At 63.4% G+C, this 17,890-nt stretch carries 15 protein-coding genes and 3 tRNA genes; 7 read left to right on the forward strand and 11 right to left on the reverse strand.

Going from position 1 to position 17,890, the window contains the following annotated elements:
* The first annotated feature begins 31 nt into the window (after window positions 1–31).
* Window positions 32–1,885 carry an ABC transporter ATP-binding protein gene (locus CAG29_RS07420; protein WP_085694100.1) on the forward strand — a complete coding sequence of 618 codons (1,854 nt, stop codon included), beginning with the start codon at window positions 32–34 and terminating at the stop codon, window positions 1,883–1,885.
* 8 nt (window positions 1,886–1,893) lie between these two features.
* Here the strand turns inward: CAG29_RS07420 and CAG29_RS07425 are convergent, their stop codons facing one another.
* The 10 genes from CAG29_RS07425 to CAG29_RS07470 all read right to left on the reverse strand — a co-directional run bounded on the left by CAG29_RS07425 (window position 1,894) and on the right by CAG29_RS07470 (window position 8,653).
* Window positions 1,894–2,331, reverse strand: a complete 438-nt coding sequence (locus tag CAG29_RS07425) for a GNAT family N-acetyltransferase (protein ID WP_085694102.1) — start codon at window positions 2,329–2,331, stop codon at window positions 1,894–1,896.
* 121 nt (window positions 2,332–2,452) lie between these two features.
* On the reverse strand, window positions 2,453–3,355 hold the full coding sequence (locus CAG29_RS07430; protein WP_256576821.1) for an NAD(P)-dependent oxidoreductase: 903 nt from the start codon (window positions 3,353–3,355) through the stop codon (window positions 2,453–2,455).
* 369 nt (window positions 3,356–3,724) lie between these two features.
* Window positions 3,725–3,811: transfer RNA gene (locus CAG29_RS07435), tRNA-Leu, on the reverse strand.
* A gap of 194 nt (window positions 3,812–4,005) precedes the next feature.
* Window positions 4,006–4,079 (reverse strand) — tRNA-Cys (locus CAG29_RS07440).
* 46 nt (window positions 4,080–4,125) lie between these two features.
* Window positions 4,126–4,201, reverse strand: a tRNA-Gly gene (locus CAG29_RS07445).
* Window positions 4,202–4,261: 60 nt separating this feature from the next.
* On the reverse strand, window positions 4,262–4,822 hold the full coding sequence (gene pgsA, locus CAG29_RS07450) for a CDP-diacylglycerol--glycerol-3-phosphate 3-phosphatidyltransferase (protein WP_085582590.1): 561 nt from the start codon (window positions 4,820–4,822) through the stop codon (window positions 4,262–4,264).
* 32 nt (window positions 4,823–4,854) lie between these two features.
* Window positions 4,855–6,678, reverse strand: a complete 1,824-nt coding sequence (uvrC, locus tag CAG29_RS07455; RefSeq protein ID WP_085582566.1) for an excinuclease ABC subunit UvrC — start codon at window positions 6,676–6,678, stop codon at window positions 4,855–4,857.
* Window positions 6,679–6,680: 2 nt separating this feature from the next.
* Window positions 6,681–7,322 carry a UvrY/SirA/GacA family response regulator transcription factor gene (uvrY, locus tag CAG29_RS07460; protein WP_085694105.1) on the reverse strand — a complete coding sequence of 214 codons (642 nt, stop codon included), beginning with the start codon at window positions 7,320–7,322 and terminating at the stop codon, window positions 6,681–6,683.
* Window positions 7,323–7,450: 128 nt separating this feature from the next.
* On the reverse strand, window positions 7,451–7,894 hold the full coding sequence (locus CAG29_RS07465; RefSeq protein ID WP_085639984.1) for an N-acetyltransferase: 444 nt from the start codon (window positions 7,892–7,894) through the stop codon (window positions 7,451–7,453).
* On the reverse strand, window positions 7,895–8,653 hold the full coding sequence (locus tag CAG29_RS07470) for a carbon-nitrogen hydrolase family protein (protein WP_085582560.1): 759 nt from the start codon (window positions 8,651–8,653) through the stop codon (window positions 7,895–7,897).
* A 620-nt stretch (window positions 8,654–9,273) separates the two neighbouring features.
* On the opposite strand from CAG29_RS07470, the gene CAG29_RS07480 reads away from it, so the two are divergent.
* A complete protein-coding gene (locus tag CAG29_RS07480) occupies window positions 9,274–10,344 on the forward strand; it encodes a 3-deoxy-7-phosphoheptulonate synthase (protein ID WP_085639987.1) in 1,071 nt (356 codons plus the stop codon).
* A 58-nt stretch (window positions 10,345–10,402) separates the two neighbouring features.
* Here CAG29_RS07480 and CAG29_RS07485 read toward each other — a convergent pair whose 3' ends face one another.
* Window positions 10,403–11,449: a hypothetical protein gene (locus tag CAG29_RS07485; protein WP_085639990.1), complete on the reverse strand. Its 1,047-nt coding sequence runs from the start codon at window positions 11,447–11,449 to the stop codon at window positions 10,403–10,405.
* A gap of 399 nt (window positions 11,450–11,848) precedes the next feature.
* On the opposite strand from CAG29_RS07485, the gene CAG29_RS07490 reads away from it, so the two are divergent.
* The 5 genes from CAG29_RS07490 to CAG29_RS07510 all read left to right on the forward strand — a co-directional run bounded on the left by CAG29_RS07490 (window position 11,849) and on the right by CAG29_RS07510 (window position 17,805).
* On the forward strand, window positions 11,849–12,130 hold the full coding sequence (locus CAG29_RS07490; protein ID WP_085632715.1) for a peptidylprolyl isomerase: 282 nt from the start codon (window positions 11,849–11,851) through the stop codon (window positions 12,128–12,130).
* A gap of 135 nt (window positions 12,131–12,265) precedes the next feature.
* Window positions 12,266–14,134 carry an extracellular solute-binding protein gene (locus tag CAG29_RS07495; RefSeq protein WP_085639993.1) on the forward strand — a complete coding sequence of 623 codons (1,869 nt, stop codon included), beginning with the start codon at window positions 12,266–12,268 and terminating at the stop codon, window positions 14,132–14,134.
* Window positions 14,134–15,195 carry a microcin C ABC transporter permease YejB gene (locus CAG29_RS07500; protein ID WP_085582549.1) on the forward strand — a complete coding sequence of 354 codons (1,062 nt, stop codon included), beginning with the start codon at window positions 14,134–14,136 and terminating at the stop codon, window positions 15,193–15,195. The genes CAG29_RS07495 and CAG29_RS07500 overlap by 1 nt, the downstream gene beginning before the upstream one ends.
* Window positions 15,195–16,217 carry an ABC transporter permease gene (locus CAG29_RS07505; RefSeq protein ID WP_085582547.1) on the forward strand — a complete coding sequence of 341 codons (1,023 nt, stop codon included), beginning with the start codon at window positions 15,195–15,197 and terminating at the stop codon, window positions 16,215–16,217. The genes CAG29_RS07500 and CAG29_RS07505 overlap by 1 nt, the downstream gene beginning before the upstream one ends.
* 13 nt (window positions 16,218–16,230) lie before the next feature.
* The gene (locus CAG29_RS07510) at window positions 16,231–17,805 is read left to right on the forward strand and encodes an ABC transporter ATP-binding protein (protein WP_085694107.1); all 1,575 of its coding nucleotides are present in this window, start codon (window positions 16,231–16,233) and stop codon (window positions 17,803–17,805) included.
* Window positions 17,806–17,890: the final 85 nt, after the last annotated feature.

A 17,890-nucleotide genomic window follows, 5' to 3' on the forward strand; every position in this document is an offset into this window, starting at 1 on the left:
TCCCCTCATCTTGACGCCTTCGGAGGCCACAATGCTTCGCGTGTTTGAACGAATGCTGGATCCTTTTCCGCCCGATGAGGCACCGCCTCCGCCGGTAGGGCTGGCCCGTTTCCTGTGGGCCTGCACGCGCGGTGCCCGGGGCTATGTCCTTGCGCTCGCCCTGCTGAGCGCCGGCGTGTCGGTGTACGAGGCTTGGCTGTTTGCCTTCCTCGGGCAAGTGGTGGATCTGCTCGCCACCTGGCAGGCCGGCGGCGCGGTGAGCGACCAGGAAACGCAAGTGCTGTGGGGCATCGGCATCGTGCTGCTCACCAGCGTCGGGCTGGTGGCCCTGCGCACGATGGTGCAGCACCAGATACTGGCGATCAATCTGCCGCTGAGACTGCGCTGGGACTTCCACCGGCTGATGCTGCGCCAGAGCCTTTCATTCTTCGCCGATGAGTTCGCCGGCCGTGTCACGACCAAGGTGATGCAGACGGCGTTGTCCGTGCGGGAAGTCTTGTTCACCGTCATCGAAATCGCCCCCGGCATCGGGGTCTACTTCATTGCGATCATCGCCCTGGCCGGCGGCTTCGATCTCAAGCTCATGCTGCCGTTCATCGCGTGGGTGGCCCTGTTCGGGCTGGCCATGCTGTATTTCGTGCCGCGCCTGGGGCAAGTCGGACAGGAGCAGGCCCATGCCCGGTCTTCGATGACAGGACGGGTTTCGGACGCCTACAGCAACATCACCACCGTCAAGCTGTTCTCCCACTCCAAACGGGAGGCCCATTTCGCCCGCGCGGCGATGGAGGACTTCAAGCAGACCGGGTTTCGCCAAATGCGCCTGGTCAGCCAGTTCGAGATCGTCAACCAGGCGTTGGTGGTGGCGCTGATACTCGGCGCCGGCGGTTATTCGCTGTGGCTGTGGCACCACGGCGAGGTCGGCACCGGGGCGGTCGCCGCCATCACCGCCATGGCGTTGCGCATCAATGGCATGTCGCATTGGATCATGTGGCAAATGACGTCGCTGTTCGAAAACATCGGCACCGTTCAAGACGGCATGGTCACCCTGACCCGCGGACCTAAGGTGCAAGATGCGCCGAACGCCGGCGTGCTGGTGCCCTTCGGCGGCGCGGTGACCTTCGACAAGGTGCGTTTCACCTACAACGGCGAGCGCCAGGTGTTCGACGGATTGAGCCTGAGCATCCGTCCCGGCGAAAAGATCGGCCTGGTGGGCCGCTCCGGCGCCGGCAAGTCCACGCTGATCAATCTGCTGCTGCGTTTCCATGACGTCGACAGCGGCGAGATCCGCATCGACGGGCAGAACATCGCCAAGGTCACCCAGGACAGCCTGCGCAGCGCCATCGGCATGGTCACGCAAGACACCTCCCTGCTCCATCGCTCCATCCGCGACAACATCGCCTACGGCCGCCCGGACGCGACCGATGAGCAAATCCACCTGGCCGCCGCCAACGCCCAGGCCGATGGTTTCATCCGCCAGCTGAGCGACCGGCAAGGCCACACCGGCTACGACACACTGGTGGGCGAGCGCGGCATCAAGCTGTCCGGCGGCCAGCGCCAGCGCATCGCAATTGCCCGCGTGATGCTGAAGAACGCCCCGATCCTGTTGCTCGACGAGGCCACGAGCGCCCTGGATTCGGAAGTCGAAGTCGCCATCCAGGAAAGCCTCGACGAGATGATGCAGGGCAAGACCGTCATCGCCATCGCCCACCGGCTGTCCACCATCGCGGCCATGGATCGCCTGATTGTCATGGACGAGGGACGTATCGTCGAACAAGGCACCCACGCCGAACTGCTCGAGCGGAACGGCATCTATGCCCGGCTTTGGCAGCATCAGAGCGGTGGGTTCCTGGGTGAAGACCAAGGGTTGGCGCAGGCGATGGAATAGATGAGCGATCAGCGGCTCAGGAACTTCACAAAAATCAGTTCCGGGTCGCCCGGATCGAGATTCTCGACGACGCCGCTCGCCTGAAACCCGGACTGCGCCAACAACTGGCGCATGGGGCCGTTCGACGCATTGGTTGACGTGAAGATCTTCTCAGCGCCCGTGACGCGCTCCAAATGGGCCACGATCTGCCGCCCGACCCCGGAGCGCCGGTGGGTGCTGGAAACCATCACCAGCGAAATGAACCATTGCCCGAAGAAGCCCCGGTTCAGGCAGCCATAGCCAACCGGAGCGCTCGCATCATGGGATCCGAGGGCAACCCAGCACTCGGACGAGCCCACGGCCGTTTCGATCAATGCGCGGCGGTCGGCATCGCTTGCCGCCAGCGGATCGAGGCGGTAGAGGCTCTCCAGATCGCCCGGTAACGCTTGCCTGATGACCCTGTGCATGATCGTTTCCCTCCGGTTGGATAGGCGCCGGCAAATGATGGAGACATGGCCATTTCCCGGTCATCCCGTCATGGCCATGTACCCTTCTCCGACTCAAGCCTCCTGCCGAGCCACCAGGGGCTCAGTCGACAGCCTCGGCCATGAATGATTGGGCGATGGCCGATACGTCCTGGTCGCCATGCCCCATGGATTGCGCGCGCTGGGCCAGTTGACACACAGCGTCGAAGACCGGGGTACGGGCACCGCACGCGTGCATAGACTCGGCAATGTACCCGAACGCGCCTACGTGCACATCGAGCGTCGCCTGATCGCCCGCGAAATCTTGCTCCTCGATCCGGCGCACTGCGTCTGAAAGCGCATCGGAGACGAAAAACCGCGAAGCATCGGACAGAAGCCGAGCCGTCTTCGCGGCGGACATTCCAAAAGGCCGGCTCGCGCCTACGGCTTCGTAAAAGGCGACCATCGCGGCAAATGAGTACGCGTGGAGCATGGTCGCAAACGCCAGCGCTTCGTCCCAGGGAAGAAACACCGCGTTTCCGCTGAGCGCTTTCAGTAACTCTCGGTGTTGCTCGAAAGCATCATGCTCGCCGGTGTAGATGCAATAGCTTTCGGGATTCCCGACATTGCGCGGATACGCCACGATCATGCCTTTGACGTAACGGCCGCCCGCGCGATTGACGAGTGCCTGAAGCGACAGGCCGTCCTCTCTCGAGCCCGTTGAGAAGTTGACGATCGTACGGTTGTCGAGCGCACGACTCATGCCATCCGCCCCAAGAAGCTCGTGTACTGCGGCGTCGTCCAAAAGCACGAGCACTGCAACAGGGCTCGCCGCCAGGGCGGCTTCTGCAGACTCACAGAGGTGGGCGCCGGCGGCGACGAGCGTCTCAGCCTTGCCTGGCGAACGATTCCAGACCGCCACGCGTTTCCCTTGCTTGAGAAACGCCCGCACCATAATCCTCCCCATAGCCCCAAGGCCCAGGACGGACACATCAAAGCCGGATTGAGAGTTGCCATTGTCGCGCACGATATTGTCCCCTTTGTCTATGCATGCTCTGTGGTTACGGAGTTGCCGAACATGATCAACCGACCAAGTCAGATGATAAAAAGCAAGCGATGTGCCAGATCTCAACGGATCGATGCAGAGGATGGGAATCAAATACTTACGCTTTAACGGGCAAGGTAGTCTGGTACATTCATACCCAATGCGCATCGGCTACGTCGGCGGAGTGCGACCACATGGGTATTTTTGAAGCGATCGTTGGCGAATGATGTCGACAGCCGGGCAGCCGGAAAAAGTCAGGCTTACGAAGTGAATTGCGGAAACACGTTCTTTTTTGCGGGACAAAAACAAAAAGGCTTGCGTGAGAAATCTCACGCAAGCCTTTGATTTGTATGGTGCCCGAAGCCGGAATCGAACCGGCACGCCCTTACGAGCGGGGGATTTTAAGTCCCATGCGTCTACCAGTTTCGCCATTCGGGCGGTAGCGCGGTGTCGCTCTGCGTCTTTGCCCTTCTCCCGGTTCGGCAGAAAGAGCGGTTGCACAGCAGACGGGGAAATATATACATCACTTCCCTGTGAAGCAAGTTGGCATAAGCCGTTTTCAGGTCTGAATGTTGCCAGGGCTGAAAATAAAAAAGCTCCGTAAATCATGGATCTACGGAGCTTATTTAAAGTGGAGGCCGAGGTCGGAATCGAACCGGCGTAGGTGGATTTGCAATCCACTGCATAACCATTTTGCTACTCGGCCTCAAAACATTTGCTGTCTAGTAGCACAACAACAAACGTGTACAAATTGGAGCGGGAAACGAGACTCGAACTCGCGACCCCGACCTTGGCAAGGTCGTGCTCTACCAACTGAGCTATTCCCGCTTGGTGTGGCGCATTCTATAGATTTAAGAAGCGCCGTCAACCCTTTGATTCAAAAAAGTTTTATTTTTTTTCCACATCGGTCTTCAGGTGCGGCCAGGCAGCCCGCAGGTACTGAACCATCGACCACAGCGTCAGGCCGGCGGAGACCATCAGCAACGCATAGCCCAGCAGGACCCAGAAGCTGAAGTCCTTCGGGTTGGCCAGCAGGATCACCAGCGCGAGCATCTGCGCGGCGGTTTTCCATTTGCCCAGGTTCGAGACGGCGACATGGGCGCGGGCGCCCAGTTCCGCCATCCACTCGCGCAGTGCCGAGACGACGATTTCGCGGCCGATGATGACGGCGGCCGGCAGCGTCAGCCAGAAGTTGCCGTGTTCCTGCACCAGCAACACCAGGGCTACCGCCACCATGAGCTTGTCCGCCACCGGATCGAGGAACGCCCCGAACGGTGTGCTTTGCTTCAGGCGGCGAGCCAGGTACCCGTCAAGCCAGTCGGTTGCCGCAGCGAAGGCGAACACCGAGCTCGAGGCCAGGTAGCTCCACTGGTAAGGCAAATAGAACAGCAGAATGAAGATCGGGATGAGCAGGACGCGGAGTACGGTGATCAGGTTCGGGATATTCATCGACACAACTGGCTACGAGGTGAATGGGCATATTACTCACTATGCAGGTTCGCATAAATCGACTCTGCAAGCTTTTTGCTGATGCCCGGTGCTTTGGCGATTTCTTCGATGCTTGCACGAGACAGCTCCTGCAATCCACCAAAATGTTTCAGCAAGTCGCGGCGGCGGGTCGGCCCCACCCCGGCGACGCCTTCCAGCGTCGAGGTTCGCCGGGCCTTGCCGCGCCGGGCCCGGTGGCCGGTGATCGCGAACCGGTGGGCCTCGTCGCGGATCTGCTGGATCAGGTGCAGCGCCGGCGAGTCGCCGCGCAAGGTGAACTCATGCGCGGCATCATTCAGATACAAAGTCTCGAAACCCGCCTTGCGGGTCGCACCCTTGGCCACCCCGAGCAGGATCAGGTCCGGCACAGCCAGTTCGTTGAGCACATCGCGGGCCATCGACAGCTGCCCCTTGCCGCCGTCCACCAGCAGGATGTCCGGCAGCTTGCCCTCCCCGTCCTTCAGCTTGCTGAAGCGCCGGGTCAGGGCCTGGTGCATGGCGGCATAGTCGTCACCGGCCGTCACGCCTTCGATGTTGTAGCGCCGGTAGTCCGACTTGATCGCCCCCTCGGGGCCGAACACCACGCAGGAGGCGACGGTGGCCTCGCCGCTGGAATGGCTGATGTCGTAGCACTCCAGGCGCTGCGGCGGTTCGTCTAGGTTCAGCACGTCGGCCAAGGCCTCGAAGCGTGCGGCGACATGCTGCCGGTTGGCCAGCCTCGCGCCCAGGGCCTGCTCCGCGTTGGTCACCGCCAGTTGCTGCCAGCGCGCCCGCGTGCCGCGCACACGGTGGCTGATGGTCAGCTCCCGGCCGCGCAGCGTGTGGATCGCCTCGATCAGCGCCGGGAAGTCGTCGTGCATCACATTGACGATCAGCTCGCTCGGCAGGTCGCGCTCCGGGCTGCTGATGAAATACTGGCCCAGGAACGCCGACATGACCTCGGAGACATCCTCCTCGATCCCGACCTGGGGAAAGAAGTTCTTGCTGCCCAGCACCCGCCCGCCCCGCACGCTGATCAGGTGCACGCATGCGCCGCCCGGGTTGACGAAGGCGGCGATGACATCGATGTCGCCGGTGCCGCCCTCCATGCTCTGCTGGTCCTGAACCCGGCGCAGCAGCGCTATCTGGTCACGCAGCTCGGCCGCATGTTCGAACTCCAGATTGATCGCCGCCTCTTCCATCGCCGTGGACAGCTCATTGGTCAACGCATGGCTGCGCCCCTCAAGGAACATCACCGAGTGGCGCACGTCTTCGGCGTACACCTGCGGCTCGACCAGCCCGACGCAAGGCGCCTTGCAGCGTTTGATCTGGTACTGCAGGCACGGACGGGTGCGGTTCTTGTAGTAGCTGTCCTCGCACTGACGGACGAAGAACGTCTTCTGCAGCAGGCTGAGGCTTTCGCGGATCGCGCCGGCGCTGGGATAGGGGCCGAAGTACTTGCCCTTGGCCTTCTTGGCGCCGCGATGGATGCTCAGCCGCGGAAACGGGCCGTCCGACAGGAACACGTAGGGATAGGACTTGTCGTCGCGCAACAGGATGTTGTACGGCGGCCGCCATTCCTTGATCAGCGTCTGCTCAAGCAGCAGCGCCTCGGTTTCGTTGGCGGTGATGGTCGTCTCGACCTGGGCGATGCGGCCCACCAGCGCAGCGGTCTTCGGTGCGAGGCCGGTCTTGCGGAAATAGCTGGCCAAGCGCTTTTTCAGGTTCTTGGCCTTGCCGACGTACAGCAGGCGCGCGTCGCTGTCGAACATGCGGTACACGCCGGGGCGCCCGCTGACGGTCGACAGGAAGGCGCCGGAATCGAATGGGTCGGCCATGGTCAGAGGCTGGCGTCCACCATGCCGTGACGAACCGCCAGCAGCGTCAGCTCGACATCGCTGCTGATCGAAAGCTTCTCGAAGATGCGGTAACGGTAGGTGTTGACGGTTTTGGGCGACAGGCACAGTTTGTCGGAAATGATCTGAACCTTCTGACAACCGACGATCATCAACGCGATCTGGATCTCACGCTCGGACAGGGCGTCGAACGACGAGTCGTTGGTGGGCTGAAAGGACTTGATCGCCAGTTGCTGGGCAATCTGCGGGCTGATGTAGCGCTGACCGGCGAACACCAGGCGAATGGCCTGCACCATTTCCGCAAGGCCCGCGCCCTTGGTCAGGTAACCGGCGGCCCCTGCCTGGAGCAACCGCGTCGGAAACGGGTCTTCCTCGCACACGGTCACCGCGACCACCTTGATGTCCGGATGGCTGCGCAGCAGCTTGCGCGTGGCTTCCAGGCCGCCGATGCCGGGCATCTTGACGTCCATCAGCACCACATCGGGCTTCAGTTCCCGGGCCTTGATCAGGGACTCTTCCCCGGACTCGGCCTGGCCAACCACCTGCAGGCCATCGATATCGGCCAGCATCCGTGTAATGCCTGTACGAACGAGATCATGGTCATCGACCACTAGCACCCTAATCAAGCAGACACCTCGCGAAACGGTCTTATTGAGTTGCCGGACACCTTAGCAAAAAAGTACCGGACAGACCTAGCGAAAAGCCGAAGATAAAAAGTTTCAATTTTTCATCCAGCCCTTGCCGGGCCTGCGTTTCAGAGCACAAGCGTACTCGGATCCAATTCCATCCGCAGGAAACACTCGTCCTCGCCCTGCACGGCAAATCCCTGTCTTTCATACAAGTTCCGGGCCGGATTGCTCTTGAACACGGTCAGGCGCACGGCCGGGCGCCGTTCCTGACGCGCCATCGCAGCAACCTGACCGATTGCCCAGGCGCCGGCGCCCTGGCGGCGGTGGGCTTCGGCAACCTGCAACTCACGAATATAGATCGCCCGCGCATCGCGGCTCAGGCTGAAAAAGCCGGATGTCACCCCGTCATGCACGATCAGCCAGCTCTCACGCCCCGCCCAGCCCGCGTCGAACCCTTCGTCCTGCCACAGCAGATCGTACTGAATGTAGTAACGCAGCATGTTCCGGCAGGTGAGTTCCCGGGCGAACGCCAGATCGGCGGGGCTTGCCGGCCGTCGCTCAAACGCCATTCAGACCTCCGGCACAGCGGTGACCTGCCCTTGCCATACGCCGGCCCGGCGCCGGGCGACGACCAGGCAGCTTCCGGCACCGGGCGCCGCAACGACCAGGGCGCCATCTTCGGCCCAGATGGCGCTGCGCCCGGCCGACTGCCATCCGCCGGTCTCGCCGCCATGGTTGGCCATCAGCACCGTCATCCCATGCTCACGGGCGTAGCTTTGCAACATGGCACTGTCGGGCCCATAGCCCTTTTCGCTGATCAGCACCCCGGCGGCATAACACTGCGCGCCCAGCCGTCGGGCCGTTGCAGCATGGCTGGCATGGGTGAAGTCGGCGCAGACGGCCAGCGCGACGGTCTCGCCGCCGATCGTCAATGCCGCACCGCCCTGGCCCGGCGCGAAATAGCGATCCTCGCCCGTATGCAGGTGCTGCTTGCCGTAGATGCCCAGCGAACCGTCAGCACCCAGCACCAAGGCGCCGATCAGCACCGGACCGTGCGGCTGCAGCCGAATCGGCATGCCGACCACCGCGGTCACCCTCAGCTCGCGGGCGAGATCGCGCAACGGTTGCAGCACGGCGTCCTGGGGATCGACGGCCAGCCCGGCGGCCAGCGCGCCCTCGTACCCGGTGAGCGACAGCTCCGGAAAGACCAGCAGCTCCACGCCCTGATCGGCGGCTTGCCGGATGAAGCCGCAGTGGCGCGCAATGTTGGCGCACAGATCGCCTTTCACGGAAACGGACTGGGCGGCGGCGATCGTCAGATCTGACATGGTTTGTCCTTGGGGATTGGCTCGATGCCAGAGTGTGTCACAACATCGACTGCACTCAAGCGATAGAGACTGACGGAACCTGCGATAGCAATTTCTGATTGCTGAGCCGCACAGGCCTCTAGTAAGCTCGGCCCCAACCTAACGGAGACACACCATGTTCAACGTCCCTTCCCAGCTCGACACCGCCAGCGCCCTGCGCTCGGTTGCCGCTGCCCGGTCGGCTGACGTCTGCGCTCCGGCCGGTTTTTATTTTGGGTATTGGTTTAGCCACTGGCGCGCCTGATACCCACATGGCGCCCATATGAACGGGTCGCCCACCAGAGAATTCTCAACCCCCGGTCGGCCTCCCGACCGGGGGTTTTGTTTTTCAGGCCCAAACCTTTTTCCGCGACACACCAGACACTTTTGAGGAATCACGACATGAACTACGCCACCTATTACCGCTACGACAGTTTTACCGCCTGGCGATTTACCAGCCTCCGCTCGGGACAGCCTGCCGCCTCCGATCGGTCACCCCAAGGTGGCAAGCACACACTCGAAGCCAATACGGCCCCTTGTCGAACACCCCAGTAGGGACGAGAGCGCGGGAAGCACCCGCCACTCGCCCAGGAAGCTTGAATATGAACTCGTCCGTTTCTGCGTTGCCGCTGTCCACCCTCGATTCCGCCAACGAATCGCTGACCCTGCGCCTGCCCACCTCGTTGCAGCTCAAGCAGCAGTTGCCCCTCGGCAATGTCCTGAGCCAACAAGTCGCCGCCCACCGCCAGGCGATCCGTGCCATTCTCGACGGTGAAGACCACCGTTTGCTGGTCATTGTCGGGCCCTGCTCGATTCACGATCCCCGCTCCGCCCTCGAATACGCCGAAAAGCTCGCCCGTTTGAGCCACGATGTCAGCGACCAGATGCTGCTGGTGATGCGCGCCTACGTCGAAAAGCCCCGTACCACGGTCGGCTGGAAAGGCCTGGCCTACGATCCGCGCCTGGACGGCAGCGACGACATGGCCGGCGGCCTGACGCTCTCGCGCGAACTGATGCTGGAGATGATCCGCCTGGGCCTGCCCATCGCCACCGAATTGCTGCAGCCCATGGCCGCCGGCTACTTCGACGACCTGCTCAGCTGGGCCGCCATCGGCGCACGCACCACCGAATCGCAGATCCACCGGGAGATGGTCAGCGGCCTGCCCATGCCGGTCGGCTTCAAGAACGGCACGGACGGCGGCGTCGCCATCGCCGTGGATGCCATGCGTTCCGCCGCCCATGGTCACCGGCATTTCGGCATCGACAGCCAGGGCCACCCGGCCGTCGTCCAGACCCCAGGCAATCCCGACACCCACCTGGTGCTTCGCGGAGGCCACAAAGGGCCGAACTTCGACCGCGACAGCGTTGCCGACATCCAGACTGCCCTGGCCCGCCAGCCGGTTTCGGGCCGGATCATGGTCGATTGCAGCCACGCCAACAGCGGCAAGGATCCCCTGCGTCAACCCGCCGTGTTCAACGACGTGCTCGAACAGCGCCTGCAAGGCAACCGCGCATTGATCGGCATGATGCTGGAGTCCCATTTGTTCGACGGCTGCCAACCCTTGAGCGGAACCTTGCGTTACGGCGTTTCGATCACTGACGGTTGCTTGGGCTTCATCCCAACGGAACAGCTTCTGCTGCAGGCCGCAGAACGTTTGCGCAATCAGGCGTAGACCGGCAACGACAGCCTTCCGGATCGCCATGAACCGGAAGGCCTGTGCCCACGCCCGGCTACGCGCTGATCTGCACCCACGCCACCTCAGACTCTTGACTGACATCGTCCAGCCGTTCGACCGAGTAGGAAACACGCACCACGGTGCCTCGATGTTCTCTCCAGAACCGGTACGGCACGATGAAGTCCAAGGACTGCCAGGCCGTTTCCGGGGTGATTTCCCGATAGTCGCGATGGTTGAAGCGTTCACCGTCGCATCGCAGGTACACCAGCTCACCGTTTTCGGCCTGTGCGTTGCCGATCACCACAGTGATGCCGTCAAGGGTCTGGTCCACGTCAAGCACACCGCCTTCGGCGCCCACCACCTGTGGAGCGGCCAGCGGTTCCCGCACCAACGGCGCGACCTTGATCCGGGTCGTCTCCGACTGTCTAACCTTTCCCTGCTTCTGTTCTACCCGGTAACTGACGGTGACCTCCTCGCCCAAGGACGCTGCGATCCTGTCATGGGCGATCCACAGAGAAAGCGGTGCCCCCACTGAAGCCGGCGCTACGGTCAAGGTGTCCTCCACCTGCCCCGTTTCACCTTGCCAGGACAGCTGAATGCAGTCGCCTTCGGCCATGGCGGGGTATGGGCGAATCGTGACGGGGGTTCCCTCGGGCACCCGATCAGGATCGAGGGCACCACCGACGGCTTCCTCGACGATCGGCGCAAGCAGCCCGCCTTGCGGCTCGCCGATGAGCAACGGCAGCCGCTCGGACGAGACCGTCTCACCGTGCCGGGCGCGGTGAAGCGTCCAGTGCACCTGCGCGCTGCCGCCCTCCAGCGCGGCGATGCAGTCACCCTTGATGACGAACACCACGTCGCACCCCACCTGTTGCCGGCTGACATGGCGGATCTGGGAGTGCCCCTCGGGAACGCCTTCGGCGTCCAGGCCGCTCCAGTGCAGCACCAGCCTGTCGCCGTTGGCCATGCCGGGGTAAGCCGCCACCGTGACGACGGCCTTGTTCCAGGCCGGATCGAGCATGCCGTCATTCAGGTGGGCGACCGAGGGCGCCGGCAAGGTCGGGGCCGCGCCACACGTGAGGGTTGATTCATTCATGTTCATTTACCGATCCACTCCTTGGATTGACCGCTTTGCGATAAAGCGTCGTGTACCGCCTATTGAACGCTGTCCGGAACAAAAGAGATGTCGGGGCTTTTCGATACGGCGTCCGGAAACTGCCGCCACGCACGGTAGGCATCCGCTGGCGAGATCGAGCAAACCGGGCAAAAGATTTCCAATTGTTCCGACTCAAGCCTCAAGAAGGGATGAACCCTCCTACGCGCTCTCATCCCACTCAGGTCGCGCCGATTCCGCTCCCGCCGCCTGCCCGACAGGCAATCGGTCCGCAACCGGCTAACCTTTGACACCCAGGCACCGGACAGCCGGATGGAACATTGCCGAGAAATCGCCCGTCGAATCCGGTAGGCTCCACCCTTTATCGATTTGATTGGAGAGTTACCCATGGCCCGAGCCACCGCCCGCCACATCCTGGTTTCCACCGAAGCCAAGTGCAACGAACTCAAGGCCGAGATCGAAAACGGCGCCGATTTCGCCGAAGTGGCCAAGAAGAACTCCACCTGCCCGTCCAGCCGCGACGGCGGCAACCTGGGCTCGTTCGGCCCGGGCCAGATGGTCAAGGAATTCGACACCGTGGTGTTCAGCGCACCGGTCAACACCGTGCAAGGCCCGGTGAAGACCCAGTTCGGCTACCACCTGCTGGAAGTCACCAGCCGTCAGGACTGATCCACCGTCCGGTCTGCAGTGCAACGGCCCGCCCTTCGGTGGGCCGTTGCGTTTCGGTTGTGCGATACGGCTGGCGACTGGCCCGTCGCTCGCGTACAACTGGCGCTTATCGATCACCCGGCTCTAAGGCTGACAATGCGACTGGCTTTCCCCACTTTGATGTTCACTGCCGTGGCCCTGCTGCTGGGTGCCGCCGGTGTGGACGCCGCACCGCAACACGCGCTCACCGTCTATGGCGAACCGGCCAAGTACCCCGCCGGCTTCAGTCACTTCGACTACGCCAACCCGCAGGCGCCCAAGGGCGGGACGATGCGCCGCTCGGCCATCGAGATCGGCCACTTCGACCATGTCCTGCCGTACATCGACAAAGGCATCGGCGTCACCCAGATCGACGGTCTGCTCTATTCGCCGCTGGCCCAGCGCTCGCTGGACGAGCCCTACACCGTCTACGGACTGGTCGCGCAACAGATGGAACGCTCGGAGGACGGCCTGTCCCTGCGCTTCTTCATCAACCCCAAGGCGCGCTTCGCCGACGGCCAGGCGATCACCGCCGAAGACGTGCGCTACACCTACGACCTGCTGATGACCCAGGGCAGCCTGCGCTACCGCACCCAGTTCGCCGACGTCAAAGGCGTCGAGGTCGAAGCGCCGCTGACCGTGCGTTTCGATTTCAAGAGCAACGAAAACCGCACCCTGCCGCTGGACATCGCCACCCTGCCGGTGTTTCCGCAGCATTGGTGGAAGAGCCGCGACTTCGCCGGCGGCGGCGGATACGAGCCGCCGCTGGGCAGCGGCCCGTACCGGGTCGGCAAGGTCGATTCCGGGCGCAGCATCACCTTCGAGCGCAATCCCGACTGGTGGGGCAAGGACTTGCCCGTGAGTCGCGGGCTCTACAACTTCGATCACTTCAGCATCGAATACTTCGGCGACACCGACGTCGCCCGCCAAGTGCTGCGCGGCGGCGCCTACGACTACAACCGCGAGTTCTCCGCCACTGGCTATTCCATCGGCTACGACAGCCCGGCCCTGAGCGACGGCCGCCTGCAAAAGGCCCACCTGGCCACCGAGGCGCCGCAATCGGCCCAAGGCTTCGTGTTCAACCTGCAGAAGCCGGTGTTCCAGGACCGCCGCGTGCGTCAGGCGCTGGCCATGCTCTGGGACTTCGAGTGGAGCAACCGGCAGATGATGCGCAACCTGTACATCCGCCAGCAGAGCTACTTCTCCAACACCGACCTGGCCGCCCGCGAACTGCCGGACGCCGCCGAGCTGAAGATCCTCGAACCGCTGCGCGGGCAGATTCCCGACGAGGTGTTCACCCAGGTCTTCGAAGCGCCGAAGACCGACGGCAGCGGCCTGATCCGCGACAAGCAGCTCCAGGCGCTGGAACTGCTGGAGCAGGCCGGCTGGAAACCGGACGGCGACCAGTTGGTCAACGCCCAGGGCGAACCGCTGGCGTTCACCTTCCTGGTCAGCCAGAACGGCATGGACCGCCTGCTGCTGCCGTACAAGCGCACGCTGAAGCAGATCGGCATCGACCTCAGCATCCGCCGCATCGACTCTTCGCAGTACGTCAACCGCCTGATGAGCCGTGACTACGACATGATCGTCACCGGTTACCCGGTCACCACGTCGCCGGGCGGCGAGCTGCTCAACTATTTCGGCTCGGCGTCGGCCAACGACCCCGGCGCGAACAACTACATGGCACTGAAGAACCCGGCGGTGGACACCCTGATCAACGGCCTGATCCGCGCCTCGACCCAGGCCGACATGCTGCGCTACGCCCATGCGCTGGATCGGGTGCTGCAATGGAACTACTACTGGATACCCAACTATTACCCGCCCGGCACCTCCACGGTGTGGTGGAACCGTTTCGGCATTCCCACCGTGCAGGCCAGCAACGACGAGGCCATCGAGAGCTGGTGGGAAATCAGCCGCACGCCGTTGACCAACCAAGAGATGACCGCTGAGAAGATCAGCCGTGGCAGACCCGGAGGGCCGCACTGATGTGGGCTTACATACTGCGGCGCCTGCTGCTGATCATCCCGACCCTGGTGATCATCCTGCTGGTGAATTTCGTGATCATCCAGGCCGCCCCCGGCGGCCCGGTGGAACAAGCCATCGCCCACTTGCAGGGCATCGGCGGCGCCGCGGTCGGCGGCGGCTCCGGCGAAACCATGAGCGGCACGTCCCGGGCCAGCCGCGGCCTGGATCCGCAACTGATCAAGGACATCGAAAAACAGTACGGCTTCGACAAGCCGGCCCATGAGCGCCTGTGGCTGATGCTCAAGAACTACGCGCAGCTGGATTTCGGCAAGAGCTTCTTCCGCGGCGCCACGGTCACCGACCTGATCCTGCAGAAGATGCCGGTGACCATTTCCCTCGGCCTGTGGGCGACGCTGATCACTTACCTTGTGTCGATTCCGCTGGGCATCCGCAAGGCGGTGCACCACGGCAGCCATTTCGACATCTGGAGCAGCACCGCGATCATCATCGGCTATGCGATGCCGGCGTTCCTGTTCGCGATGTTCCTGATCGTGGTGTTCGCCGGCGGCACGTCGCTGAACTGGTTCCCGGTGCGCGGGCTGGTCTCGGACAATTTCGAGTCGCTGTCCACCTTGGGCAAGGTCGCCGACTACTTCTGGCACCTGGTGCTGCCGGTGACGGCGCTGGTGATCGGCGGGTTCGCCACCCTGACGATTCTGACCAAGAACTCGTTCCTCAACGAAATCACCCGCCAGTACGTGGTCACCGCACGGGCCAAGGGCCTGAGCGAGCGCCGGGTGCTGTACGGGCACGTGTTCCGCAACGCGATGCTGCTGGTGGTGTCGGGGATCCCCCAGGCGTTCATCAGTGTGTTCTTCGCCGGCTCCCTGCTGATCGAGGTGATCTTCTCCCTCGACGGCCTGGGCCGCATGAGTTATGAGGCGGCGGTGTCGCGGGACTACCCGGTGGTGTTCGGCTCGCTGTTCATCTTCACCCTGTTCGGCCTGCTGATAAAACTGGTCGGCGACCTGTGCTACACCCTCGTCGATCCGCGCATCGACTTCGCCGCGAGGAACGCCTGATGTTCGAGCTCTCGCCTCTGGGGCGCCGCCGTTTCCAACGGTTCAAGAAAAACCGCCGGGGCTGGTGGTCGCTGTGGCTGTTCGTCGGCCTGTTCGTCTTGAGCCTGGGCGGCGAACTGATCGCCAACGACAAGCCGCTGGTCGTCAGCTATCAGGGCCAATGGTACTTCCCGGTGTTCAAGCGCCACACCGAACAGGAGTTCGGCGGCCAACTGCCGTTCCAGGCCGACTACCGCAGCGACTATGTGCAGCAACTCATCCGCAAGGACGGCGGCTGGCTGCTGTTCCCGCCGATCCCGTTCAGCGACGACACGCCCAACTACGACCTCAACAAACCGGCCCCCAGCCCGCCGACGACGGTCAACTGGCTGGGCACCGACGACCAGGCGCGGGACGTGCTGGCCCGGGTGATCTTCGGCGCGCGGGTGTCGATCCTGTTCGCCTTGATGCTGACTTTCGTCAGCGCACTGATCGGCATCGCCGCCGGTGCCTTGCAGGGTTACTACGGCGGCTGGGTCGACTTGCTCGGGCAGCGGCTGCTGGAGGTCTGGTCGGGGCTTCCGGTGCTGTACCTGCTGATCATCCTGTCGGGCTTCGTCGAGCCGAACTTCTGGTGGCTGCTAGGGATCATGGCGCTGTTCTCGTGGCTGGCGCTGGTGGATGTGGTGCGCGCCGAGTTCCTGCGCGGGCGCAACCTGGAATACGTCAAGGCCGCACGGGCACTGGGCCTGAGCGACCGCAAGGTGATCTTCCGGCACATCCTGCCCAACGCGATGAACGCGACCTTGAGCTACCTGCCGTTCATCCTGACCGGGGCGATCTCGACCCTCACGGCGCTGGATTTCCTGGGTTTCGGCATGCCCGCCGGCAGCGCCTCGCTGGGCGAATTGATCGGCCAAGGCAAGCAGAACCTGCAAGCGCCGTGGCTCGGCCTGACGGCGTTCTTCACCCTGGCGCTGATCCTTTCACTGCTGGTGTTCATCGGCGAGGCACTGCGTGATGCCTTCGACCCACGCGCCTGAGGCGGATCCTGAAATGACTGACAACCTGATCGAAATCCGTGACCTCAATGTCGCCTTCAGCGGCCAGACCGTGGTGCGCGACCTGTGCCTGGACATCCGCCCCGGCGAGTGCCTGGCCCTGGTGGGCGAGTCGGGCTCGGGCAAGTCGGTGACCGCCCACTCGATCCTGCAGCTGCTCCCCGAAGGCGAAGCCCTCACCACCGGCAGCATCCGCTACCGCGGCCGCGAGCTGGTCGGCGCCGAGCCCGCCGCCCTGCGCGATCTGCGGGGCAACCGCATCGCCATGATCTTTCAGGAGCCAATGACCTCGCTCAACCCTTTGCACACGATCGAGAAGCAGATCGGCGAAACCCTGCTGCTGCACCGGGGCCTGGGCGGCAAGGCGGCCCGGGCGCGCATTCTCGAACTGCTGGAGCTGGTGGGCATCCAGAAACCCGAGGAACGGCTCAAGGCCTATCCTCACCAGTTGTCCGGCGGCCAACGGCAACGGGTGATGATCGCCATGGCCCTGGCCTGCGAGCCGGAGCTGCTGATCGCCGACGAGCCCACCACCGCCCTCGACGTGACCGTGCAGCGCAAGATCCTGCTGCTGCTCAAATCCCTGCAGCAGCGCCTGGGCATGTCGCTGCTGCTGATCAGCCACGACCTCAACCTGGTGCGCAGCATCGCCCAGCGCGTGTGCGTGATGAAGGCCGGGCAGATCGTCGAGCAGGCACCGTGCGAAACCCTGTTCACCGCGCCGCAGCATCCCTACAGCTGCGTGTTGCTCAACGCCGAACCCGAAGGCGAGGCTTTGCCTCGGGATGAGCGTGAGAATGTGCTGGAAGTGGACAACCTGCGGGTGGACTTTGCGGTGGGCGGCGGTTTGTTCCAACGCAAGAGATACCTGCGCGCGGTGGATGGCATCAGCCTCAACATCCAGCGCGGCAAGACCCTGGGCATCGTCGGCGAGTCGGGCTCCGGCAAGTCCACCCTCGGCCAGGCGATCCTGCGCCTGCTCGACTCCGAAGGCAGCATCCGCTTTCAGGGCGAACCGCTCGATGGCCTCAACCAGAAACAGTTGCGGCCCTGGCGCCGGCAGATGCAGGTGGTGTTCCAGGATCCGTTCGGCAGCCTGAGCCCGAGGATGTCCGTGGCGCAGATCATCAGCGAAGGCCTGGAAGTGCACTGCGAGTCCAGCGCCCTGGAGTGCGACGAACAGGTGATCCGCGTGCTCAAGGAGGTGGGCCTGGATCCCGAGAGCCGCCACCGCTACCCCCACGAGTTCTCCGGCGGCCAGCGCCAGCGCATCGCCATCGCTCGGGCGCTGGTGCTCAAGCCGGCGCTGATCCTGCTCGACGAGCCGACCTCGGCCCTCGACCGCACCGTGCAGAAACAAGTGGTCGCCCTGCTCCGCCAGCTTCAGGAGAAGCACGGCCTGACCTACCTGTTCATCAGCCACGACCTGGCCGTGGTCAAGGCCCTGGCCCACGACATGATCGTGATCAAGGACGGCAAGGTGGTCGAACGCGGCGCCAGCCATGAGGTGTTCGAGTCGCCGCAGCATCCGTACACCAAGGAGTTGCTGGCGGCGGCGCATCCTCAGTGATCAGGTGCACCGTGTCGCATTCATCGCGAGCAGGCTCGCTCCCTCAGAGTGCTTTACTGCGCCTGGGGGTGCGGGGCCGCTGCGG

Source organism: Pseudomonas sp. B7(2017) (assembly GCF_002112745.1).
Classification (GTDB): Bacteria; Pseudomonadota; Gammaproteobacteria; order Pseudomonadales; family Pseudomonadaceae; genus Aquipseudomonas; species Aquipseudomonas ekonensis.